The sequence below is a fragment of the Desulfovibrio piger genome (genome assembly GCF_951793255.1).
Taxonomy (GTDB): Bacteria; Desulfobacterota; Desulfovibrionia; order Desulfovibrionales; family Desulfovibrionaceae; genus Desulfovibrio.
The window spans coordinates 1403008-1425448 of record NZ_OX636706.1 but is presented as its reverse complement, the minus strand read 5'-3'; the positions used below and the strand labels follow the sequence as shown (position 1 = coordinate 1425448).

Below are 22441 nucleotides of genomic sequence, written 5' to 3'. Positions count from 1 at the left end.
AATTTTCATTTTCTCCCAAAGCGCAACGCCGGGGCCCCCAGTCCGAGGGCCGTCGCCTGACGGGCCACGGCGTCAGCCTCCGGCCGGACATACACCCTGCCTTCCAGTTCATATTCCTTGGCCGGCAGGCTGGCCCCGCCGCAGGCACAGGTCGTGGCCCTGCGGGGCAGCACCAGACGTTGCAGCAGCTGGCGCCGCAGGCCCAGGGTATGCGTATGCCGCAGGACGGCCCGGGCGACATTTTCCGTATCGGCAGGACGGCAGAGCACCCGCAGCAGGCCCGCAGGACGGTTCTTTTTGCCCGTGCCCGGCAGCCACAGCACGTCCAGCACATCGGCGGCAGCGGCCAGCTGCTCCAGGGCCGTGCCCAGCTCCTCGCCGGTCAGATGGTCGAGATGGCATTCCAGCTGCATCACGTCTTCCTCGCCCCCCTGGCCGTGATCAGCCTGCCGGGGCTCCCGGGCCTCCACGAGCCAGGCCCGCAGGCCGGTGGGCGCCGGACGCGCGCCGTAGCCCGTGCCCATGGCCAGCAGGCGGCCTTCCGGGCCTTCCACGAATTCGTCCACCAGCACACGGGCCAGGGCCGCGCCGGTGGGGGTCACCAGCTCCGCCTTCGCGTCGGTGGGGTACACGGGCAGACCGCGCATGAGGTTGGCCGTGGCGGGCGCGGGCAGGGGGATCTCGCCATGGGCACAGGTGATGCTGCCCCCGAACCAGGGCAGTGCACAGGCCGTCACCCGCTCCACGCCCAGCTGGTCCAGCGCCCAGCAGGCGCCCAGGATGTCCACCAGGGTGTCCACGGCGCCCACTTCATGGAAATGCACCTCTTCAGGGGCGATGCCGTGGGCCTCGGCTTCGGCCAGGGTCAGGGCCTCCAGCACGGCCAGGGCCTTGTGGCGCACCCTGTCGGCCACAGGCACGGCGGCAAAAATGGCGGCGATGTCCGCCGGGTGCCGCAGGGGCTGGCCCTCCACCTCCCAGCTGACCTCCACCCGGCAGCCGGGACCGCCGCCCCGCTCTTCCTGCCAGACCTCCAGACGGCAGGCCACGCCCGCCTGTGCCAGCAGGCCCGGCAGGGGGGAAAGGTCCACACCAAGATGGGCAAGGGAAGCCAGGGTCATGTCCCCGCTCATGCCGTGACTGCAATCAAGGAAAAGATGCTGCATCTGATAATGACTCCGTTATGAAACTCCGCGCTGCCACTTTTGCTTACAGGCTTGTTTGTGGGCGCAGCTTGGTATATGGTGAGAGGACAGGACAGAAAAGGGAACCTTCCCGCCCGCGGTATGCCGCAGGGTCTCTGTTCAACAGGAGGATCCATGCTCGTAGAAAACTGGATGGCTACCAACGTCATTGCCGTCAAGCCCGACACGTCCCTGCTGAAGTGCCGCAACCTGCTCAAGGAACACCAGATCCGCCGCCTGCCCGTGGTCGATGACCAGAACCGGGTGGTGGGTATCATCTCCGACAGAGACGTCAAGGGCGCGTCGCCCTCCAAGGCCACGGCGCTGGAAGTGCATGAAATGCAATACCTTCTGGCAGAACTCAAGGCCAAGGACATTATGACCGCCAAGCCGGTCACTATCAAGCCCTGGGACAGCGTGGAGCAGGCGGCCATCATCATGATGGACAAAAAGTTCGGCGGTCTGCCCGTGGTCTCCGAAGACAACAAGCTGGTGGGCATCATCACCGACCAGGACATCTTCAAGCTGCTGATCAACATCACCGGTGCCCGCGTGGAAGGCATGCAGTTCGCCTTCGAACTGCCCGATACCCCCGGCAGCATGCGCGTGATCTTCGATACCATGCGCAAGCACAATGCCCGCATCATTTCGGTGCTGTCCTCTTATATGGAAGACAACAAGCGCCAGATCTACGTCCGTATCCGCAGCATGGAAGAATCGGCTGTCGAAGCCCTCGTCAAGGATCTGGAAGCGACCGGCACGCTGCTGCTGGCTGCTCCCTATGACGTGTAGCTGACCGCCTCCCTGAAGGAAACAGCAGACGCAAATCTTCGTATATGCGTAGGTTTTGACGGTTTTTTCAGGGCTTGCCAAGATTATTTTTTTGTGGCAAAAGAAGTGTGCATTTGCGATTGCAGAGCTTTCGCAATTAATGGGGAATGAGCCGAACACCATATGCTTCGGCTGTCTGGCTCGGGCCGCAAGGCCCGAATAGAGCAAACGTCCAAGGAGGACACGCATGGCTGAAATTAGCTTTCAGGGCAAAACCTTCGAAGTTGATGAAGACGGCTTCCTGCTCCGTTTCGACGACTGGTGCCCGGAATGGATGGAATTCGTGAAGGAATCCGAAGGTATCGCCGAAATCACCGCTGACCATCAGAAGATCCTGGACTTCCTGCAGGACTACTACAAGAAGAACGGTATCGCTCCCATGGTCCGCATTCTGTCCAAGAACACCGGCTACAAGCTAAAAGAAGTGTACGAACTGTTCCCCTCCGGCCCCGGCAAAGGCGCCTGCAAAATGGCTGGCCTGCCCAAGCCCACCGGCTGCGTGTAGTTCTCAGCATTGCTTGAAAGGCGGGGCTTCGTCCCGCCTTTTCCCTTTCAGGCGTCCCCTCTCGCAGGCGGACGCCTTTTTCTGTCCCGGCCCGCGGCGCCCCGCGCCCTCCCTTTACGCGCAGACAAAAAAACGGTATCCGCCTTGCCATGAACGTAAAAAAAGTCTTCCTCTGGTCCTTCGGTCTGCTGTTCACGCTGGGCATCCTCGGCTGTGCCGCCGTGGCCGGCCTGTTCTACTGGGCCTCACGCGACCTGCCCGACCTGGAACGCCTTACTGGTTACGAAGCCCCGCAGGCCACGGTCATCCTGGCCCGTGACGGCTCCACCATCGGCACCCTTGCCACGGAAAAACGCTACAGCATCACCCTCAAGGAGATGTCTCCCTGGCTGCCCATGTCCTTCCTGGCTGCGGAAGACGATTCCTTCTACCAGCATCATGGCGTCGATCCCGTGGCCATCGTGCGTGCCTTCATCTACAACCTGCGCAACAAGGCCTCCGGCGGCGGCCAGCAGGGCGGCAGCACCATCACCCAGCAGATCATCAAGCAGCTCCTGCTGAGTTCGGAACGCAGCTATACCCGAAAGATGAAGGAAGCCATCCTGGCCTACCGGCTGGAGCACACCGTCAGCAAGGACGACATCCTCCAGACCTACCTCAACTATATCTATCTGGGACAGCACTCCTACGGCGTGGAAGCCGCGGCCCGTACCTATTTCGGCAAGCATGCTTCCGACATCACCCTGGCCGAGAGCGCCGTCATCGCCGGTCTGCCCCAGGCCCCCAGCCGCTACAATCCCTTCCGGCATCCCGAGGCCGCCAAGGCCCGCCAGATGTACGTCCTTGGCCGTCTGCGCACCCTCAAGTGGATCACCGAGGAACAGTACCAGCAGGCCATCAACGAGCCCCTGGTCTACTGGAGCATGCCCGAGAACCGCGGCGGGGCCTCCAAATGGTATTTTGAAGAAGCCCGCCGCCTGCTGGTGGAATTCTTCACCGAAGAGAACCTGCGCACCCTGGGCATCGATACCCTGAAGAGCGGCGAGGAATACGTCTACACCGCGGGCCTCACCGTGCGCACCGCCATGGACCCCGTGCAGCAGGATGCCGCGGGCGCCGCCCTGCGCCGCGGTCTGGAAGAACTGGACAAGCGCCAGGGCTGGCGCGGCCCGGTCAAGAAGCTCTCCCCCGCGGAGGTGACCGAGTTCCGCGAAAAAAGTACCTTCGCCCCCGCCGACCTCATGGGCAAGGCCTGGGTGCAGGCCGTGGTCACGGCCGTGGACGCCAAGGGCGCCCGCGTCCTGCTGGGCAAGGGCTACACCGGCTATATCCCCGTGGCCAACATGTCCTGGGCCCGTACCCCCAACCGCAAGATCTCCGGCTGGGGGGCTCCCGCCGTGCGTGACGCCCGCAAGGTGCTGAACGTCAACGATCTGATCATGGTCTCGGCCGCGCCCGTGACCGTCCAGGCCGAAGGCGGCAAAAAGGGCAAGGCCGCCACCAAGACCGTGGACTTCGATCCCGCCACGGCCTCGCCGCAAAAGCCCATCACCCTGCTCCTCCAGCAGGAGCCGCTGGTGCAGGGCGCTCTGGCTTCCGTAGAGACCCAGAGCGGCGACGTGGTGGCCCTCATCGGCGGCTACCAGTTCGGCGACAGCCACTTCAACCGCGCTACCCAGGCCCGGCGTCAGCCCGGTTCCAGCTTCAAGCCCGTGGTCTACTCCACGGCCCTGGACTTCGGCTTCACGCCCACGTCCTCGGTGCTGGACGGCCCCTTCGTCTACGTGAACCCCTACACCAACGAAGTCTGGCGCCCCGGCAACTACGAAAAGAACTTCCGCGGCATCATGCCGCTCTATGAGGCCCTGACTCTTTCCCGCAACACCTGCACCGTGCGCCTGGCCCACAAGGTGGGCATCAGCAACGTCATCCAGCGCGCCAAGATGCTGGGTCTCGAACCCCACTTCCCGCAGGAACTGTCCATCAGTCTCGGTGCCGTGGCGGTCTCGCCCCTCAACCTGACGCAGGCCTACGCCGCCTTCGCCAACCAGGGCCTGGGCGTGCGCCCGCGCATCATCACCTCCATCACCGACAACAACGGCCGCGAACTCTACCGGCAGGACATCCAGCACTGGCAGGCCCTCACCCCGCAGAACGCCTACCAGATGGCCACCCTGCTCAAGAACGTGGTCAACTCCGGCACCGGCAGCCGCGCCCGTGTGGACGGCCACGTCATCGCCGGCAAGACCGGCACCAGCAACGACGAGAACGATGCCTGGTTCGTGGGCTTCTCGCCCTCTCTGGTCACGGGCGTCTATGTGGGCTTCGACCAGCTCCAGTCCCTGGGCAAGCAAGAACAGGGCGGGCGTACCGCGGCCCCCATCTTCCGCTATTACCGCAGCCAGATCGAAGACCTGTACAACGACCAGCCCCAGGACTTCACCATGCCGCCCGGCATCACCATGCAAGACGGTCTGGCCTTCCAGGGCGTGCCCGGCCCCGGCCTCTCGGCCATCGACAACGCCAGCGAGGACCCGGCCACGGGCAGCAGTACCCCGGAGACTCCCGATACCTCCGGTGGCGGTGAAGACCTCATGCGGCAGATGTTCTAGCTCCCTAACCAGAGCCGTCCCCACAGGGGACAGCCTCTGAAAAACAGACACACGCACACTGCGGGGCCTCCTTCCGACGGATGGAGGCCCCGCCTGATGTACCCGAAGCCTCCGCAGCACGGGCTGCGGGCGCTGCCACATAGCACAGATCGCCCTGCCCCGCCCCTTCGCGGACAGGCAGGCCCGGACCATAACGAAAGGCCCCGGCCGCCCGGCAGCCCCTGCCCTGCGGCGCCCCTTTCCGGGCAGTGCCCGCGCCCTGCCCCGACCCACTCCAACCACAAGGAAACACATGATCCCCTACGGCTCTCTGGTGGTCTACGTCACCCCCAACAAGGACCGGCGCTACATCAAGCGCCTTGAGGAAGGTCAGGACTGGCACAGCAACGACGGCGTCCTCAGCGCCGAAGCCGTACACGCCGCCAACTTCGGCAGCGAAGTGCGCACCAGTCTGGATATCCCCATCCGTGTGCTGGAAGCCACCCTGCACGACCGTCTCAAGGGCCTGAAGCGCCAGACCCAGATCATCTATCCCAAGGATATCGCCTACATCTGCCTGCGCCTCGGCGCCGGTCCCGGCCGTACCATCATCGAGGCCGGTTGCGGTTCCGGCGGCCTGACCACCGGTCTTTCCTGGTTCTGCGGCCCCACCGGCCGCGTCGTCAGCCACGAGGCCCGCGAAGAATTCATGAAGCTGGCCCGCCGCAACCTCGAATGGGCCGGCGTGGGCGACAACGTGGAGATCGTCCACCGCGACATCGCCGACGGTTTCTGCATCGACAACGCCGACGCCCTCTTCCTCGATGTGCGCACCCCCTGGGAATACCTCGACCACGCCGTCAAAGCCGTAAAGCCCGGCGCCATGTTCGGCTTCCTCGTGCCCACTGTGGACCAGGTCAGCAAGCTGCTCATGGGTCTGGAAAAGGGCCCCTTCGCCGACATCGAAGTCTGCGAGATCCTCATGCGCAACTGGAAGCCCGTGGCTGACCGCCTGCGCCCCGAAGACCGCATGAACGCCCATACCGGCTTCCTCATCTTCTGCCGCCATCAGGAGCGCAGTGCCGACTTCGAATACAGCCGCCCCCTGGGCACCCGCCAGCGCAAGCAGGAAGCCGCCCGTCAGGCCCGCCTTGCCGAAAGCGGCGCCAATCCCCACGACGACGGCGAGACCGCCGGCGACGACGAATAGTTTCCGCAACGCTTTTTTGAACGAGAGGGGGAGGGACGTTTTTTGTAAAAACTGTCCCTCCCCCTCTCGCGCTCTCCCCCACCCTGAAAAAACTTTTCCCTAGCCGGATGGCTGGTCCCCGCCGCTGGCTGCGCGACAACAGGACGTTACGTCAGGCTTGCTCTGACAGGATAAACGAGAGGGGGGAGGGACGTTTTTTGTAAAAACTGTCCCTCCCCCCTCTCGCGCTCTCCCCCCACCCTGAAAAACTTTTCTCTGGTCGGGATGCTGTTCCCCGCCGCTGCCTCACAGCAGGGAACAACGCGGCACATCGCCAAAAATCACATGCAGCTGCGACGGCTGGAGCCTCTCTCGGAAAACTGTGCCGTCCTCTGCCTGAACGCACAAAAAAAGAACGTCTTTGGACGTTCTCTTTTTTATGCCGGATACGGCAGGACGGCGGCAGACCTGTCCCCCCGATCCCGACGGACTTTGCCCGTCCTCTGCGACCCGGGACACAGCCTTCCCACCTACGTCCAACCTTTCCAAATGGAGACCGGCAGCCGGCGACCAGACCGCCGCCCCTCCCGTCACTGCCATCGTTCAAAATAAAAGTTTTTGGAAAGGATGGGGGGATGCAAGGGGGGAAGGGAGAACCTTTTTCCAAAAAGGTTTCCCTTCCCCCCTGCAAACAAACAGCAGACAATACCCGCCTATACTTTGAAGAAGCGTAGCCGCAGCGCGTTGCTGACCACGGAGAAGGACGACAGGGCCATGGCGGTGCCGGCGATCATGGGCGAGAGCATGGGCCCGCCGAAGACATGCAGCAGCCCGGCGGCCACGGGCAGGCCCAGCAGGTTGTAGCCGAGGGCCCAGCCCAGGTTCTGGCGGATGTTGCGCATGGTGGCGCGGGAAAGAGCCAGAGCTGTGAGCACGGCGTCCATGCCGCCGCGCATGAGGACGATGTCCCCGGCTTCGGCGCTCACGTCCACACCGCTGCCCACGGCCATGCCCACGTCGGCCACGGCCAGGGCCGGGGCGTCATTGATGCCGTCGCCCACCATGGCCACCAGCAGGCCTTCGGCCTGGAGCCGACGGATGCGCTCGGCCTTTTCGGCGGGCAACAGTCCGGCGGCCACGTCGGCGTCAGCCAGACCGGCCTGTCGGGCCACGGCCCGGGCGGTGCGTTCGTTGTCACCAGTGAGCATGACCACCCGGATGCCCATCTCGTGCAGGCGGGCCACCACCGCGGCGGATTCGGGGCGCAAGGCGTCGGCCAGTGAGAGGATGCCCGCGATCTGGAGGTCGTCCCACTGCCAGCGGGCGCTGTCGTCATCACCGGCAGCGGCAAGGGCGGCACGGGCCGGAGCCAGCGCCAGCAGCAGCGGCGTCTGCCCGGCCTCGGCCAGCGAGGCCAGACGTTCCAGCACTGCGGCATCGGGAGCGATGCGGTTCTGCTCCATGAAAGCGACATTGCCCAGGGCCACGCGCCAGGCCGTACCGTCCAGCGTCACCACACCGGCGATGCCCAGGCCGGGCGCCACGTCCACGGCATCCACGGGGCAGGCGGGGCAGCCGCGTTCCTTGCCCGCGGCCACCAGGGCCAGGGCCAGCGGATGCTCGGAGCGGGCCTCCAGCGCGGCGGCCAGTGTGACGAGGGCCTGCTCGTCATGGGCGGCGAGGGGGATGACTCCGGTCAGCACGGGCTTGCCGGTGGTCAGGGTCCCGGTCTTGTCCACGGCGATGGCCCGGACGTGGCCGGCCTGCTCCAGGGCAGCACCGTTCTTGATGAGCACGCCCAGCTGGGCGCCGCGTCCGGTGCCCACCATGATGGACATGGGCGTGGCCAGGCCCATGGCGCAGGGGCAGGCCATGACCAGCACGGCCACGAAGACCGTGACGGCCACGGTGGCGGGCTCGTCGCTGAAGATGAGCCAGGCCAGCCCGGCCAGGGTGGCGATGCCCATGACCGCGGGCACGAAGTAGAAGCTCACCCGGTCGGCCAGTCGGGCGATGGGGGCCTTGCTGCCCTGGGCCTCGCGCACCAGCCGGATGATGCGGGCCAGACGGGTGTCCTGCCCCACATGTTCGGCGGTCATGGTCAGGGCGCCTTCACCGTTGACGCTCCCGGCCACGAGGCTGTCGCCGGGGCCCACGGCCACGGGGATGGATTCCCCGGTCAGCAGGGAAAGGTCCACGGCGCTCTTGCCGCCGGTCACGCTGCCGTCCACGGGGATGCGGGCGCCGGGCCTGATGACCAGGGTATCGCCGGGCATGACCTCGGCCAGCGGGATCTCGCGGCTCTGGCCGTCAGCTTCCAGACGCAGGGCCGTTTCCGGCGTCAGGCGCAGCAGCGCGCCCATGGCGTCCCCGGCCTTGCGCTTGGCCGTGGCCTCCAGGAACTGGCCCAGCTCGATCATGGTCAGCAGCACGGCCACGGATTCATAGTAAAGGTTCATGGCCCGCAGCTGGGGATCGCTGCCCGCAAGGCCCAGCAGGGTCGTCCACAGGCTGTAGAGCAGGGCCGATCCCGTGCCCACGGCCACCAGACTGTCCATGGTGGGGGCCTTGTGGCCCAGGGCCAGCAGACCTTCGCGGTAGAAATGGCGGCCCAGCCAGACCACGGGCAGGGTCAGGGCCAGCTGCGCCAGCATGAAGGTGCGGGGCGCGTGGTGCGGATCGAGCCAGGCGGGCAGGGGCATGCCCAGCATATGTCCCATGGAGAGGATGAGCAGGGGCACGGCAAAGACCAGCATGGGGCCCAGACGCCCCAGACGCACGCGCCGGTCCTTTTCGTCCTGCCGGCGTTTTTTCTCGTACTGGACGGCCACGTCCTCTTCCTGTGACGGCACGGCACTGAAGCCCATGCCCGCCACGCGTTCCATGATCAGGGGCACCGTCTCGCTTTCCGTGCCCGGCTTGAGCCAGATCTGCGCCTTGGCCGTGGCCAGGTTGACCGCGATGCGCTCCACGTTCTCCATGCGCCCCACCACGCGTTCGATACGTGAGGAGCAGGCGGCGCAATGCATGCCGCCGATATCAAAACGCAAGGGACCTGCCTTTCGCGTTTCCATAAAACCTCCTGCCTGCCGGTGGTCTTGACGCTCCGTTCCGGCAGTATTATTCCTGATGGTGCTCCCATTGAAAATGAAAATCAATATGTGGGAACACAGCAAGGAGTGTCGCATGAAGATCCTCAAAGTCAACGGCATGCGTTGCGGCCATTGCAAAGCCGCTGTGGAAGAAGCCGCCGCCAAGATCCCCGGCGTGAGCAACCCCGTGGTGGACCTGGACGCCAAGGAACTGCGCTATGAAGAAAGCGCTCCGGTCGATGAGGCCGCCCTGCGTCAGGCCATCTTCGACATCGGCTTCGATCCCCAATAACCCCCACGACCGCCACATCTTTTTCAGGCCGCGCATGCGGCCTTTTTTTGTCCCCAAACGGCAGGCGCTTTTTCCTTAAAAAATATCTTATGAAATATTTTCTAATTTATTTCAATGATTCTACACGCATAGAACAACAAGCGTTCCCTACTTGCCGTGATGGCACAAAAGCCGTAATAACGAAGAGTTTTATTGTCCGCAGATCGTCAGGAGAGAACATGCGACACACCATCACTGTGGCCGGTGGCGGCAGCTGGGGCACGGCCCTGGCGCATCTGCTGGCAGTCCGCGGGCACAGGACGCGCCTGTGGCTGCGTGATGCCGCCGTGGCCGAGGCCATCAATACCAGGCACGAGAACCCGCGCTACCTGCCGGGGCTTGCCCTGCATCCCGACCTGGAGGCCGGGACGGGGCCGGAACTGCTGGGTACCGAGCTCCTTCTGCTGGCCATACCCTGCCAGCAGCTGCGCGGCTGGCTCCACGCCATGCGGGACCATCTGCATCCCGAGCCCGTGCTCATCAATGCCGCCAAGGGGCTGGAGCTGGGCACGCTTTCCCCGTGCAGCCGCATCGTGGCGGAAGAGCTGGCGGGCAGGCCGTTCCACTATGCCATGCTTTCCGGGCCGTCCTTCGCAGCCGAAGTGGTGCGCGACCAGCCCACGGCCGTGGTGCTGGCCACGGCGGAAGAAGCGCTGGGCTGCCGTCTGCGTGAACTTTTTTCCTGCGCCACCTTCCGCTGCTACTCCAGCACCGACGTGCTGGGCGTGGAACTGGGCGGCGCGCTGAAAAACGTCATGGCCATAGCGGCCGGCGTCTGCGACGGGCTGGGGCTGGGACACAACAGCCGTGCGGCCCTGCTGACGCGCGGCCTGGCCGAGATGAGCCGTATCGGCGAGGCCTGCGGGGCGCAGGCGGCCACCTTCATGGGCCTTTCCGGCCTGGGCGACCTGGCGCTGACCTGCACGGGCGACCTTTCCCGCAACCGGCAGGTGGGCCTGCGCCTGGGACAGGGGGAGAGCCTGGAGCACATCACCTCCAGCCTGGGCATGGTGGCCGAAGGGGTCAAGACCACCTCGGCGGTCTACGACCTGGCCCGGCGGCTGGGCGTGGAGACGCCGGTGACCGATACCGTCCAGGGGCTGCTGCACGGGGGCGAATCCCCCCGCGAAGCGGTCATGCGTCTGATGACGAGGACTTTGCGCCAGGAATGACAAGCAAGCCAAAAAAAGGCTTGCACCAGTCAGGAGTGTCGCGTATCTTTAGGCTAATCGTGAAAAAAATTTTTTTCACGAGGATATCCCGCCGGAAGGGCAAACACGGGCAGATGACGCGCATCCACGTCCTCTGCATTGAACACTCCACCGGCTAAAGCCGGTGGATTCACCGTGGCGACTAAAGTCGCGTTCCGGCTAAAGCCGGTATGGCCCCTGCTGAAGCAGGCTGAAGTCATTCCCCCTCAATTCGGAAGGTTTCATCTGCATCTTCCTGTTGCGTGATGTATTGCTTAATGACCTCATCGGTCACATTGCCACTGCTGCAACAGAAATAGCCACGCGCCCACATATGACGTCCCCAGTACTGGCGGCGCAACAATGGAAATTCATTTATCATGGCATGCGCGGTTCGGCCTTTCAGTTGTTGCATCAACTTGCTCACAGCAAGGCTTGGTGAAATCGAAACGAAAAGATGGATATGGTCGGGTGCTATATGTCCTTTGAGAATTTCCACCTGATGCTTTTCACAGATGCCGCGTATCAGCGACCTGGCTCTCTGGGCGATGTCGCCTGACAAAATCTTTTTCCTGTACTTGGTTATCCAGACCAGGTGCAGGTGAATTGAAAAAACACTGTGGGAGCCTTTACGATAATTGCTCATGCCCACAGACTACAAAAGAAACGCTAAAGCCGCCACCTAAAGGTGGGGGTTTTACCCCTCCCTGAGTGGGACAATAATTTTGTACTTTTTACCCGGCAGACAATGGGGCGCGTATGACAATACCATCCTACACGGCAAGCGGTTCCTTCATCCTTTTCATCCCGGGCCTGCTGTTCCTGCTGTACGGCGCATGGCAGGCGATCCGCCAGCGGCAGAACGCCCGCCGGCTCATCCTGTGGGGGGCCGTGCATGACGCGGGCCTCATCTGCATGGCGCTGGGTGCGGCCAATGCCGCCGCCGGTACAGGCGTCTGGCTGTTCGTGGCCTTCCAGCTGCTGGCCCGCGGCCTGAGCTGGAGCGCCCTCAACTCCCTGGCCGGGCCCGCCGCTCCGTCGGCGACCTTCGCGGCCCTGCGCGGGGCCGTCAAACTCCAGCCCGTCAATGGTGCCCTGTTCGCCCTCGGCCTCATGGCCAGCGTGGGCGGTTCGCCCTTCCTGATCCCGGAAGGGCGTCTTTTTATCACCCAGGGCATACTGGCCTCTTCCCTGCCCCTGCACTGCGGCCTGTTCTGCACCGTGCTGGCGGCCGTCACGGCCACGGTCCTCATCGCCCTGCATGTGGACGCCCTGCGCCAGTGCTTCCTGCAGCCCTGTAGCACCGCCTATGACGGCGCTGCCTCCGGCAGCTGCCGTTCCGACGCCCTGACCTTGGTGCTGGGCGTGCTGGTGGCGCTCATGGGCCTGGCCCGCGGCCCCATGCTGGATGTGGCCGCCGGCTGGGCCGGCCTGCAGGTGGCCCACGCCACCGTGCATCCCGCCTTCTGGATCTACTTTGCCGGCGCCTTCGTCTGCGGCGTGGCCGCCTGGGCGAAATTCCGCTGGATGCCCCACCTTGGCGTGCTGGCCTGTGCCGCCGCCCTGGCCGCGACCCTGACGCTGGATGCGCCCGCGCCCGTGGCCCTGCTCTTCCTGGTGATGATCGGCTTCATCGCCTTCATCGTCTCGGTGTACTCCCTGGGCTACATGGCCCACGCCCACCGGCAGGGCTGGTACTGGTTCTTCCTGCTGCTGACCTTCGCCTCTCTGGCCGGCATCGTTTCCACGCCCGACATGGCCGCCATGTACGGCTACTGGGAACTGATGACCTTCGCCTCCTACTTCCTGGTGGTGCACGAAGCCAACCGCGTGGCCTTTGACGCGGGCTTCAAATACTACCTGATGTGCGCGGGCGGCGCCCTGCTGATGCTGCCCGGCATGCTGCTGCTGGGCAACGGCGGCCTGGGCCTTGCCGATGTCCGCATCCAGAGCGCCCTGCTTTCGCCCCATGTGCTGAACATGGCCGCCCTGCTCTGCCTCGTCGGCTTCGGCGTCAAGGCCGGTCTGGTGCCCCTGCACTCCTGGCTGCCCGATGCCCACCCCGCCGCGCCTTCCTCGGTGTCCGGTCCCCTGTCCGGTATCATCACCAAGATGGGCATGTTCGGCATCGTGGTCCTGCTGCTGGGCCAGACCAACGGCGCCCTGTTCGCCAAGGCCGAGGTCTTCGGCCTGTCCTGGTTCGGCTCCATCCTGACCTTCATGGGCGCGGCCACCCTGATCTTCGGTGAGCTCATGGCCCTGAAGCAGGACGACATCAAGCGCATGCTGGCCTACTCGACCCTGGGCCAGCTGGGCGAGATCGCCCTGGTGCTGGGCATGGGCACCTGGCTGGCCACGGCCGGCGCCCTGTCGCACATGCTCAGCCACGCCATCATGAAGGACCTGCTCTTCCTCGGTGCGGGCGCCCTCATCCTGCGGGCCGGCAGCCGCAAGCTCGCCGACCTGCGCGGTCTTGGCCAGTGCATGCCCTGGACCGTGAGCTGTATGGCCGTGGGCCTCATCTGCATCATGGGCCTGCCGCCGTTCACCGCCTTCTTCAGCAAATACCTGATGATCCAGTCCGCCATCCATGCCGGTCATCCCGCGCTGGCGGCCCTGATCCTCATCGGCTCCCTGGTGGGTGCCATCTACTACGTGCGCATCCTCAAGACCCTGGTCTTCGAGGAACGTCCCGCCGACCTGCCCATGGTGGAAGAGGCCCCGTGGTCCATCCGCGGCGCCCTCATGGCCCTGGCCGCCCTCAGCCTGCTGCTGGGCCTGGCCCCCTGGGCCCCGCTCACGCTGGTCATCCCCGTGGCCTCGGCCTGCTTCGCCCCGGCCTCCATGGATCTGGTCGTGCTCCAGTCCGTCATGGCGCCCTGGCCCATCTATGTGGCCGTGCCCGTGTTCGGTGCCCTGCTGCCGGCCTTCTTCCGCCGCAATCCCATCTGGGCCGCCCGCTCCAGCGCCTTCGTGCTGCTGCTGACCGCCGCCCTGGTGATCTTCCTGGGCCGCGACCTGGATACCCTGAGCTACTGCTTCGCGCTCATCGTGCCGCTCATCGGCGCCCTGAACGTCTTCTACGCCCAGGGCTACATGTCCCACAGCCACACCCAGTGGCGCTTCTACTGTGCCTTCACCGCCATGTGCGGCGGCCTGGTGGGCATCTCCGCCAGCACCTATCTTTTCCAGTTCTTCCTGTTCTGGGAGATCATGAGCTCGTGGACGCTCTACATGGCCATCGCCCATGAAGGCGACAAGGCCTCGCTGCGCGAAGCCTTCAAGTACTTCTTCTTCAACGTGCTGGGCGCCGGCTTCATCTTCGTGGGCGTCTGTGTGCTCGGTCCGGCCACGCCGTTCTCTTCCGAGTCCATGCAGCACCTGACCAAGATCTTCCTGCTGCCCGGCTGGGTCGTCTGGGGCGGTACCGCCCTGCTGGCCCTCGGCTTCGTCATGAAGGCCGCCCAGCTGCCCTTCCGCATCGACTGGCAGATGCATCCGGCCCTGGCCCCCACGCCCGTGTCCGGCTACATATCCTCGGTGCTGCTGAAGAGCTCCATCCTGGGCCTCATCAAGCTCTTCATGCTCATGGGCGGCAGCCTGGCCATGATCGGCGTCAGCGCCGCCTGGCCCAATGAACTGATCCAGACCGTGGTCATGTGGATCGGCGGCATCACCATCGTCATGGCCGCCACCCAGGCCCTGCTGGTCAACAACGTGAAGCTGGTCTTCATCTACTCCACCGTGAGCCAGATCGGCTACATGGTGCTGGCCGTGGCTGCCGGCGATGCCCTGGGCTACGCGGGCGGCATGCTGCACGTGATCAACCACGTGTTCTTCAAGGACCTGCTCTTCCTCGTCTGCGGCGCCGTGATGTTCGCCACCCACGCCGACAGCCTGGATGACCTGGGCGGCATCGGCCGCAAGATGCCCTTCACCCTGTGCATGTTCGCCATCGCCGGCCTGTCCGTGGTCGGCGTGCCGCCCACCAGCGGCTTCTCGTCCAAGTGGATCATCTACCACGCCCTGATGCAGGCGGACCAGCCCTTCCTGGCCCTGCTCTCCCTGGTGGGCAGCGTGCTGACTCTGGCCTACATCGCCAAGTTCCTGCATGCGGCCTTCCTGGGCCAGCCTTCCAAGCATCTGGATCATGTGCAGGAAGCCCCGCTGACCATGCGTGTGCCCATGGCCATCCTGGCCATCGGCTGCATCATCACCGGCATCTTCCCCGGCCTGATGCTCTGGCCCATCAACGCCATCCTGGGCGATTACAACGCCGGCAGCCTGGTGGTGGGCCTCTCGGGCCTGCAGGAAGGCCCCGGTGCCTGGAACGCCACCGGCCTGAGCGTGATGATGGCCATCGCCGCCGCCGCGGGCTGGTACTTCGTGCGCCGCTTCGTGGTGCTGCGTGAAGTGGACGTGCATACCTGCGGTCTGCCCACCGAGGTGGGCACCAGCCGCATGGCGCCCTCGGGCATCTACGGCGGGCTGGTTCGCCGCCTGGCCTGGTTCCCGGGCAATACCAGCGTAGACAACAAGAGCTAGGAAGGAGAAACCGAGATGACCGACATCATTCTTGGTGTGCTGCACATGTGCATTTTCCCCGGCGGCCTGTTCGCGCTGGCTGTGGGGCTGTTGTTCAAAGGCCTTGACCGTCGCGTCGAGGCCCGCCTGCAGCGCCGCGTGGGCCCGCCGCTGATCCAGCCCCTGCTGGATATCGCCAAACTGCTGACCAAGGAGACCCTGATCCCCAAAACGGCCGTGCGCAGTGTCTTCCTGGCCGCGCCCGTGGTGGGCTTTGCGGGCATGGCCGTCTGTGCGGCCTTCATCCCCGTGCCCGGCGTGTTCAGCGGCCTGTACAACATGGGCGACCTGCTGGTGCTCTTCTACCTGCTGCCCATCCCGGCCATCGCCATCATGCTGGGCGGCTCGGCCTCCAGCTCGCCCTTCGGCGCCATGGGCTTCTCGCGTGAGATGCTCATGATGCTGGCCTACGAGACCCCCCTGCTCATGATCCTGCTGGCCGTGGCCATGCTCGTGGGCAAGGCCACCGGTACCGGTGCCGAGTTCTCGCTGCTGGCCATCGTGGACTGGCAGCAAAACGCCGGTTCCCTGGGCCTCAACCCGGTCATGATCCCGGCCCTGCTGGCCTACCTGATCTTCCTGCCCGGCACCATGGGCGTGCCGCCCTTCGACATCCCCGAAGCCGAGACCGAAGTGCTGGAAGGTCCCCTGCTGGAATACGGCGGCCCCCTGCTGGCCCTGTTCCAGATCGGCTCCGCCCTCAAGACCTTCGTGGTCCTGGGCCTGGGCGTGGCCCTGTTCTTCCCCGGCACCATCTCCGACTTCTGGATCGTCAACCTGATCTGGTTCGTCTTCAAATGTCTGGTGCTGATGCTGCTGTCCCTGACCCTGGTCAAGTCCGCCACCGGGCGTTTCCGCATCGACCAGGCGTTCCGCTTTTATGTGAAGGTCCCCACCGTCCTGGCTCTGGTGAGCCTAGTGCTGGTGTGGGCGCTGTAAGGAGGTCGGGCATGAGTCTGGACAACATGCTCAAGAAACTGTCGGTACGCTCGCCGTGGCTCTTCCGCATCAACGCGGGCTCCTGCAACGGCTGTGACGTGGAACTGGCCACCACGGCCTGCATCCCCCGCTACGACGTGGAACGCCTGGGGTGCCGGTACTGCGGCAGCCCCCGCCATGCCGACATCGTGCTCATCACCGGCCCGCTGACCACCCGTGTGCGCGACCGCGTGCTCGCGGTCTGGAACGAGATCCCCGAGCCCAAGATCACCGTGGCCGTGGGCATCTGCCCCATCTCCGGCGGCGTGTTCCGCGAAGGCTACTCCATCGAGGGCCCCATCTCGCGCTACATCCCCGTGGATGTGAACGTGGCCGGCTGTCCGCCCCGCCCCCAGGCCATCCTGGAAGGCGTGGTGCTGGCACGCAAGATGTGGCTCAAAAAGCTGGGCATCGAGGAATAAATGGACAGGGGGAAGCCTTTGCATCGGCTGGCCGTCTGGCTGGGGCTGCGTGACGCCGCTCCCGCTGACGGTACCGCACCTCTTGACGGTGCCTCCCCCGCTGCCGAGACAACTTCCGGGGATCAGCCCTGCCGGCGCTGCGGCATATGCCACCACGTCTGCGGCCTGATTCCCCGTACGCCCAAAGGCCCGCGCCCGGGCCCGGAGGAATAATTATGGCGGGTTTTCTGAAAATTCTGTTCCGCAATCTGCTGCAAGGCCCCAGCACGGACCCGTTCCCGCTGGGTGAAACATTCACGCCCGAGCGCTTGCGGGGCCGGGTGAAGATCGACCCCAACCTGTGCATGGGCTGCGGCGTGTGCCGTCATGTCTGTGCCGCCGGGGCCATCAACATCCGCCAGAAACCGGACAACAGCGGCTACACCATCACGGTCTGGCAGGACTCCTGCTGTCTGTGCGCCTCCTGCCGCCAGTACTGCCCCACCGGTGCCATGAGCATCACCAATGACTGGCATTCGGCCCACCTGGAGTCCGAAAAGTTCGGTCGTGTGGAGCAGCAGACCATCAATTACGAACCCTGCTCGCACTGCGGCACCCTCATGCGGCCCCTGCCGCTCAAACTGGCGGAAAAACTCTACGCCAAGAACAGCGAGATCGACCCCGACCAGATCCGTCACCTGTGCCCCAAGTGCCGCCAGATCGAGGACGCCAAACGCAGCCTTTGTCATCTGCCCGAGCCCCACAAAGCCATGGAGCCCGCCCAGACCCCCGCTTCTGCCGCGCCCACCACGGATTAGCCGTTTTTACGAGGATTGAACATGCAAGAGATTCTGCAAGGCAACGCCGCGCTCATAGAGGCTCTGGGAGCCCTCTGCACCCGCGACAAAGCCATACATCACAGCACCGACGCCTACGGCAACGCCTTCCACTGGTTCCGTCTGGACCATCCCCGTTTCATGAGCCAGGCCGCCACCGCCCTGCAGGGCGCCCATGCCCGTCTGTGCATGATCACGGCCTACAACCTGAAGCAGCTGGGCGAACAGCAGCAGGAACTGTGCTACCACTTCGAGCTGCAGGGCGTGGTCTACAACATCACCGTCACCCTGACCGCCGAACACAACACCGTGCCTTCCATCACCCCCCTGTTCGCCAATGCCGACTGGCATGAGCGCGAGATGATGGAACTGTACGGCATCCGCGTGGCCAACCAGCCCAACCCGCGCCGCCTCTTCCTTGACGAGGAACTGGACGCCGGCATCCTCAACGAGGCCGTGCCGCTGTCCATCATGATGAACGGGGCCTGCACCACGGACCTCTGGGAACGCATTCTGAAAGAAAAGGAAGGGGAACGCGCATGAGCAAGCTCACCACTTTCAACATGCCGCTGGGCCCCGTGCATGTGGCGCTTGAAGAGCCCGTCTACTTCAACCTCACCGTGGAAGGCGAGACCATCCGCAAGGTGGAGCTGACCTCCGGTCACGTGCACCGCGGCATGGAAGCCCTGGCCACCCAGCGCAACCTCATCAAGAACGTCACCCTGACCGAGCGCGTCTGCTCCCTGTGCTCCAACAGCCACAGCTTCACCTACAGCATGGCCGTGGAAAACGTGCTGGGCATGGAGATCCCCGTCCGCGCCCGCTACCTGCGCGTGCTGGCCGAAGAGATCAAGCGCGTGGCCTCGCACCTGTTCAACACCGCCATCCAGGCCCACATCATCGGCTTCAAGTCGCTGTTCATGCACGTCATGGAAGTGCGCGAGATGATGCAGGACGTGAAGGAGACCGTGTACGGCAACCGCATGAACCTGGCCTCCAACTGCATCGGCGGCGTCAAGTGCGACGTGCCCCCGGACATGCTCAAGTACATCCTGGGCATGATCGACAAGGTGGAGCCCGCCGTGGACGAGATCCGCGAGATCTATGCCACCAACGCCATGGTCCTGGGCCGTACCAAGGGCCTGGGCCTGCTGCCCAGGGAAGACGCCCTGCGCCTGGGCGTGGTGGGCCCCGTGGCGCGCGGTTCCGGCATCGCCATCGACGTGCGCAAGGATTCGCCCTATGCGGCCTATCCCGACCTGGAGTTCAAGAGCATCACCCATGACGGCTGCTGCATCCACTCCCGCACCATGGTGCGCCTGGACGAGATCTTCGAATCCTTCAAGCTCATCCGCCAGTGCTGCGAACGCATGCCCGAAGGCCCCCACTGCGTGCCCATGCGCCAGATCCACACGGCCGAAGCCTGCGCCCGCAGCGAAGCGCCCCGCGGCGAAGTCTTCTACTACATCCGTACCAACGGCACGGACATCCCGGCCCGACTCAAGTGGCGCGTGCCTTCGTACATGAACTGGGAGGCCCTGGGCGTCATGATGCGCGACTGCGCCGTGGCCGACGTGGCCCTGATCACCAACAGTATCGACCCCTGCGTCTCCTGCACGGAGCGCTAGGCCGGAAACAAGGATGCACGAAGCCAGTCTTGTCCAGGGGCTGCTCAAGATAGCCCTGAAAACTGTGGAAGACCACAATGCGGCCCACCCGGAACAACGGGTGCGCCGCATCCGCAGCATCACCTGCGAGCTGGGCCTCATCTCCTGTGTGGAGCCGCAGACCCTGAAAGGCTGCTTCGAGATCTTTGCCCAGGGCGGCATGGCCGAAGGCGCGGAGCTCATCCTGCAGACCGCTCCCCTGCCCTGCCGCTGCACGGATTGCGGACATACATTCGAGCTGCACAGAAGGCACTTTACCTGCCCCCACTGCGGCAGCGACGCCATACGCTTCACCGGCGGACACGGTCTTGTGATGACCAATCTGGAGGTGGAGCCGGAGGAAAGCCATGATTGAGCATATTCAGGTAATACCCGACAAATGCCGCGCCTGCCGCCGCTGCGAAGTGGCCTGTATCGCCGCGCACCACGGGATGACCTTCAAGGAAGCCATGAAGCACCGCGACGTGCTGGTCTCGCGCGTGCAGGTGGTCAAGGCCGAAGGCTTCAAGACCACCGTGCGCTGCCACCAGTGCACCCCCGCCCCCTGCTGCAACATCTGCCCCACCGGCGCCCTGCAGCAGGAAGAGGACGGTCGCATCACCATGCGCGTGCAGCTGTGCGTGGCCTGCAAGATGTGCATCGCCGTCTGTCCCTACGGCACCATCTCGCTGGATACCATCGGCATGCCCGAAGAAGGCGGCGAGACCATGGCCCAGCGCAGCCGCCGCGAAGTGGCCGTGCGCTGCGACATGTGCAAGGCCTGGCGTGAAGAGAACGGCAAAAAGATCACCGCCTGCATGGAGGCCTGCCCCGTGCACGCCCTTTCCATGGTGGAGCCCGACGGCACCGTCATCGAAGCGCCCAAGCCCGAAAAGAAAAAGCCCGCTGCCGCCGAATAGCGCCCACGGGCCCACAGGCTGCATGGCAGCCGCGTTTTGACGAGGGGGAAGAGGGAAACCTTTTTGAAAAAAGGTTCTCCCTCTTCCCCCTCGTGCTCCCCCATCTCCCTTCCAAAAACTTTTATCCGTCCCGGCCTGCTCCCTGCAGTTGGAGCACAGGAAAGCCGCGGGCATCCTGTCCGGAGCATCTCCCGCACAAAAATAATGGAGCGTCCCCACTGCCGCGTATCATGCGGCAGTGGGGACGCTCTCTTGCTTTGCATCAAACAGCCTTGTCGCCGGCCCCCGTCGGGGCCGAAGGCACCGCGATAAAGCGCGCTGGGGAGGGGGGAGTTTGAGGGGGGAACCCCTCTCGCGCCAGCAGCGACCGGATGGCGGCCGCAGGCCGTGCCCGTTAGCGACAAGGGAGCGTTACGGGCATCGACAGCAACAATGAGGAGGTTCTTCCCTCAAAAACGATAGGCCGTCCCCATCAACGGGGCAGGAACTTTACTGGCATCGGCAGCAGCGACGAGCCCCTTTCCCCGCATCACCGATCTGCTCCCGGGCTACTTCCCGGCCATGAAATCGGACCAGCGGGCCAGCAGGGCACGCAGGGCATTGCCGCGATGGCTGCGGGCGTTCTTCTCGTCACGGGTGAGCTGGGCGGCGCTTTTGCGGATGCTCTCGTCCCAGAACAGGGGATCGTAGCCGAAGCCGTTCTCGCCCAGGGGCTCTTCGAGGATGCGACCTTCCCAGGTACCGCGCACCACAAGCTCGCGGCCGTCGGGATGCACGGCCACCATACAGCTCACGAAGCGGCAGGAGCGGCGGGCCTGGGGCACATCGCGCAGTTCGAAAAGCAGCTTGCGCATGTTGCGCTTGTCCACGCTCTCGCCGGGCAGGCTTTCCCAGTCGTTGGAATAGCGGGCGGAATAGACGCCGGGGCCCTTGTCCAGGGCGTCCACTTCCAAGCCGGAGTCGTCGGCCACGGCCACAAGGCCGGTGGCGGCACACACGGCACGGGCCTTGATGAGGGCGTTCTCTTCGAAGGTGGTCCCGGTCTCTTCGATCTCGCCGATCTCGGGGAAGAGGGAAAGGCCCACTACCTCGATGCCGAAGTCGGCCATGGGATCGGCCAGTTCCCGGATCTTGCCGGCATTATGGGTGGCCAACACCACCCGCAGCTTTCCGTTGTCGTTCATGAGTTCTCCTTGCGCACCGGCAGGTGCGGTCGTTGCAGTGTCGCGATCAGGATGCCGCCGATGATGAGCATGCCGCCCACCACCTGGGCCGTGTTGACGGCCTCCCCAAGGACGATATGGGCCCCCGTGGCGGCGAAGACGGGCATGCTGTAGTAGACGATGCCCGCACGCACGGGCCCGATACGGCTGATGGCGGCCGTCCAGAGGCAGAAGGAACAAAAGGAGCAGCCCACCCCGGCATAGAGCACGCCTATGATGACGGCAGGCTCCCATTGCACGGGCGGCAGCCAGCACATCTCGGCCAGCACGGGCGGCACGCAGAACAGCGCCCCCAGCCCGAAGGTGGCGGCACTGAAGCCGAAGACCGAAAGATCCGTGCCCCGGTGGCGCATGAACAGCGAATACAGGCCAAAGCTTGCCGCTCCGCCCAGGGACCAGAGGTCACCGGGGGCAAAGCGCAGGGCCGCCAGGCGTTCCATATCGCCGCGGCTGACCAGGATCACGATGCCTGTGGCCACCACCAGCATGCCCAGCAGACGGCGCGGGGTGATGGCCTCACCGTAGAGCAGGCGCGAGAATATCAGGATGATGATGGGGGCCGTGGGCGCGATCAGGGCCATGTTCAGGCTCTCTGTGCTTTGCCCGGCCTTGTAGAAAAAGGTGTTCATCAGCGTCACGCCCAGCAGGGACATGACCACCACAAAACGCCAGTGACGGCGCAGAGCGGGCCAGTCCTCGCGCAGATGGCGCCAGGCAAAGGGCAGGATGGTGACGAAGGCCGTGAACCAGCGCCAGAAGTTGCACTGCCACGGCGGGATCATGTCCGCCACGGCGCGCGCCACCACGAAATTCCCCGACCAGATGACCACGGCCAGCAGGGCCAGCAAGTAGCCTGATGTGTTCTGTTTCATGCTTTTCCCGGCGCTGCCGTCCTCCTGCGCTCTCATAACAGGTTGCCCTGCAAATGGCAAAAGCGGGA

General features: G+C 64.6%; 19 protein-coding genes. 14 read left to right on the top strand and 5 right to left on the bottom strand.

Annotated elements, in window-relative coordinates:
- Positions 1-5: 5 nt before the first annotated feature.
- Complete coding sequence (gene larC, locus Q4I12_RS06400; RefSeq protein WP_302261083.1) at positions 6-1166, bottom strand: nickel pincer cofactor biosynthesis protein LarC; 1161 nt, start codon at positions 1164-1166, stop codon at positions 6-8.
- A 153-nt stretch (positions 1167-1319) separates the two neighbouring features.
- Between larC and Q4I12_RS06395 the strand changes: the two genes are divergently transcribed.
- The 4 genes from Q4I12_RS06395 (at position 1320) to Q4I12_RS06380 (ending at position 6321) form a co-directional block, all read left to right on the top strand.
- Positions 1320-1976, top strand: coding sequence for a CBS and ACT domain-containing protein (locus tag Q4I12_RS06395; RefSeq protein WP_168936173.1), 657 nt, complete (start codon positions 1320-1322; stop codon positions 1974-1976).
- Between the two features lie 226 nt (positions 1977-2202).
- Complete coding sequence (locus Q4I12_RS06390; protein ID WP_006007905.1) at positions 2203-2520, top strand: TusE/DsrC/DsvC family sulfur relay protein; 318 nt, start codon at positions 2203-2205, stop codon at positions 2518-2520.
- Positions 2521-2669: 149 nt separating this feature from the next.
- Complete coding sequence (locus Q4I12_RS06385; protein ID WP_168936174.1) at positions 2670-5132, top strand: penicillin-binding protein 1A; 2463 nt, start codon at positions 2670-2672, stop codon at positions 5130-5132.
- A 292-nt stretch (positions 5133-5424) separates the two neighbouring features.
- Positions 5425-6321, top strand: a complete 897-nt coding sequence (locus Q4I12_RS06380; RefSeq protein WP_302261082.1) for a tRNA (adenine-N1)-methyltransferase — start codon at positions 5425-5427, stop codon at positions 6319-6321.
- A 692-nt stretch (positions 6322-7013) separates the two neighbouring features.
- Here Q4I12_RS06380 and Q4I12_RS06375 read toward each other — a convergent pair.
- Complete coding sequence (locus tag Q4I12_RS06375) at positions 7014-9374, bottom strand: heavy metal translocating P-type ATPase (RefSeq protein ID WP_302261080.1); 2361 nt, start codon at positions 9372-9374, stop codon at positions 7014-7016.
- 112 nt (positions 9375-9486) lie between these two features.
- Between Q4I12_RS06375 and Q4I12_RS06370 the strand changes: the two genes are divergently transcribed.
- A complete protein-coding gene (locus tag Q4I12_RS06370; protein ID WP_040369785.1) occupies positions 9487-9684 on the top strand; it encodes a heavy-metal-associated domain-containing protein in 198 nt (65 codons plus the stop codon).
- Positions 9685-9902: 218 nt separating this feature from the next.
- On the top strand, positions 9903-10895 hold the full coding sequence (locus tag Q4I12_RS06365; protein WP_168935893.1) for an NAD(P)H-dependent glycerol-3-phosphate dehydrogenase: 993 nt from the start codon (positions 9903-9905) through the stop codon (positions 10893-10895).
- A gap of 235 nt (positions 10896-11130) precedes the next feature.
- Here Q4I12_RS06365 and tnpA read toward each other — a convergent pair whose 3' ends face one another.
- Positions 11131-11559, bottom strand: coding sequence for an IS200/IS605 family transposase (tnpA, locus tag Q4I12_RS06360; protein ID WP_302260190.1), 429 nt, complete (start codon positions 11557-11559; stop codon positions 11131-11133).
- Positions 11560-11672: 113 nt separating this feature from the next.
- Here tnpA and Q4I12_RS06355 point away from each other — a divergent pair, with 113 nt between their 5' ends.
- The 8 genes from Q4I12_RS06355 to Q4I12_RS06320 all read left to right on the top strand — a co-directional run bounded on the left by Q4I12_RS06355 (position 11673) and on the right by Q4I12_RS06320 (position 20278).
- Positions 11673-15458, top strand: a complete 3786-nt coding sequence (locus Q4I12_RS06355) for a complex I subunit 5 family protein (protein WP_302261077.1) — start codon at positions 11673-11675, stop codon at positions 15456-15458.
- Between the two features lie 15 nt (positions 15459-15473).
- Entirely contained in the window at positions 15474-16436 is a 963-nt protein-coding gene (locus Q4I12_RS06350; RefSeq protein ID WP_006007886.1) for a respiratory chain complex I subunit 1 family protein, read from the top strand.
- Between the two features lie 11 nt (positions 16437-16447).
- The gene (locus Q4I12_RS06345) at positions 16448-16897 is read left to right on the top strand and encodes an NADH-quinone oxidoreductase subunit B family protein (RefSeq protein ID WP_302261075.1); all 450 of its coding nucleotides are present in this window, start codon (positions 16448-16450) and stop codon (positions 16895-16897) included.
- 215 nt (positions 16898-17112) lie between these two features.
- Positions 17113-17694, top strand: a complete 582-nt coding sequence (locus Q4I12_RS06340) for a 4Fe-4S binding protein (RefSeq protein ID WP_204625528.1) — start codon at positions 17113-17115, stop codon at positions 17692-17694.
- 21 nt (positions 17695-17715) lie between these two features.
- Complete coding sequence (locus Q4I12_RS06335) at positions 17716-18255, top strand: NADH-quinone oxidoreductase subunit C (protein ID WP_168935890.1); 540 nt, start codon at positions 17716-17718, stop codon at positions 18253-18255.
- Positions 18252-19340, top strand: a complete 1089-nt coding sequence (locus Q4I12_RS06330) for a hydrogenase large subunit (protein ID WP_168935889.1) — start codon at positions 18252-18254, stop codon at positions 19338-19340. Before Q4I12_RS06335 ends, Q4I12_RS06330 begins: the two co-directional genes overlap by 4 nt.
- Positions 19341-19353: 13 nt before the next feature.
- Positions 19354-19734, top strand: a complete 381-nt coding sequence (locus Q4I12_RS06325) for a hydrogenase maturation nickel metallochaperone HypA/HybF (protein WP_168935888.1) — start codon at positions 19354-19356, stop codon at positions 19732-19734.
- Positions 19727-20278: a 4Fe-4S dicluster domain-containing protein gene (locus tag Q4I12_RS06320; RefSeq protein WP_302261072.1), complete on the top strand. Its 552-nt coding sequence runs from the start codon at positions 19727-19729 to the stop codon at positions 20276-20278. The genes Q4I12_RS06325 and Q4I12_RS06320 overlap by 8 nt, the downstream gene beginning before the upstream one ends.
- Positions 20279-20826: 548 nt before the next feature.
- Here Q4I12_RS06320 and rdgB read toward each other — a convergent pair.
- Positions 20827-21462 (bottom strand): RdgB/HAM1 family non-canonical purine NTP pyrophosphatase, encoded by a 636-nt coding sequence (gene rdgB, locus Q4I12_RS06315; protein ID WP_278337908.1) that lies wholly within the window; start codon positions 21460-21462, stop codon positions 20827-20829.
- Positions 21459-22373, bottom strand: coding sequence for a DMT family transporter (locus tag Q4I12_RS06310; protein WP_204625522.1), 915 nt, complete (start codon positions 22371-22373; stop codon positions 21459-21461). Before Q4I12_RS06310 ends, rdgB begins: the two co-directional genes overlap by 4 nt.
- Positions 22374-22441: the final 68 nt, after the last annotated feature.

Excerpts from the sequence above, each read along its gene's own strand:
- larC (WP_302261083.1), bottom strand. The coding sequence starts at position 1,166 with ATGCAGCATCTTTTCCTTGATTGCAGTCACGGCATGAGCGGGGACATG.
- Q4I12_RS06395 (WP_168936173.1), top strand. The coding sequence starts at position 1,320 with ATGCTCGTAGAAAACTGGATGGCTACCAACGTCATTGCCGTCAAGCCC.
- Q4I12_RS06390 (WP_006007905.1), top strand. The coding sequence starts at position 2,203 with ATGGCTGAAATTAGCTTTCAGGGCAAAACCTTCGAAGTTGATGAAGAC.
- Q4I12_RS06385 (WP_168936174.1), top strand. The coding sequence starts at position 2,670 with ATGAACGTAAAAAAAGTCTTCCTCTGGTCCTTCGGTCTGCTGTTCACG.
- Q4I12_RS06380 (WP_302261082.1), top strand. The coding sequence starts at position 5,425 with ATGATCCCCTACGGCTCTCTGGTGGTCTACGTCACCCCCAACAAGGAC.
- Q4I12_RS06375 (WP_302261080.1), bottom strand. The coding sequence starts at position 9,374 with ATGGAAACGCGAAAGGCAGGTCCCTTGCGTTTTGATATCGGCGGCATG.
- Q4I12_RS06370 (WP_040369785.1), top strand. The coding sequence starts at position 9,487 with ATGAAGATCCTCAAAGTCAACGGCATGCGTTGCGGCCATTGCAAAGCC.
- Q4I12_RS06365 (WP_168935893.1), top strand. The coding sequence starts at position 9,903 with ATGCGACACACCATCACTGTGGCCGGTGGCGGCAGCTGGGGCACGGCC.
- tnpA (WP_302260190.1), bottom strand. The coding sequence starts at position 11,559 with ATGAGCAATTATCGTAAAGGCTCCCACAGTGTTTTTTCAATTCACCTG.
- Q4I12_RS06355 (WP_302261077.1), top strand. The coding sequence starts at position 11,673 with ATGACAATACCATCCTACACGGCAAGCGGTTCCTTCATCCTTTTCATC.
- Q4I12_RS06350 (WP_006007886.1), top strand. The coding sequence starts at position 15,474 with ATGACCGACATCATTCTTGGTGTGCTGCACATGTGCATTTTCCCCGGC.
- Q4I12_RS06345 (WP_302261075.1), top strand. The coding sequence starts at position 16,448 with ATGAGTCTGGACAACATGCTCAAGAAACTGTCGGTACGCTCGCCGTGG.
- Q4I12_RS06340 (WP_204625528.1), top strand. The coding sequence starts at position 17,113 with ATGGCGGGTTTTCTGAAAATTCTGTTCCGCAATCTGCTGCAAGGCCCC.
- Q4I12_RS06335 (WP_168935890.1), top strand. The coding sequence starts at position 17,716 with ATGCAAGAGATTCTGCAAGGCAACGCCGCGCTCATAGAGGCTCTGGGA.
- Q4I12_RS06330 (WP_168935889.1), top strand. The coding sequence starts at position 18,252 with ATGAGCAAGCTCACCACTTTCAACATGCCGCTGGGCCCCGTGCATGTG.
- Q4I12_RS06325 (WP_168935888.1), top strand. The coding sequence starts at position 19,354 with ATGCACGAAGCCAGTCTTGTCCAGGGGCTGCTCAAGATAGCCCTGAAA.
- Q4I12_RS06320 (WP_302261072.1), top strand. The coding sequence starts at position 19,727 with ATGATTGAGCATATTCAGGTAATACCCGACAAATGCCGCGCCTGCCGC.
- rdgB (WP_278337908.1), bottom strand. The coding sequence starts at position 21,462 with ATGAACGACAACGGAAAGCTGCGGGTGGTGTTGGCCACCCATAATGCC.
- Q4I12_RS06310 (WP_204625522.1), bottom strand. The coding sequence starts at position 22,373 with ATGAAACAGAACACATCAGGCTACTTGCTGGCCCTGCTGGCCGTGGTC.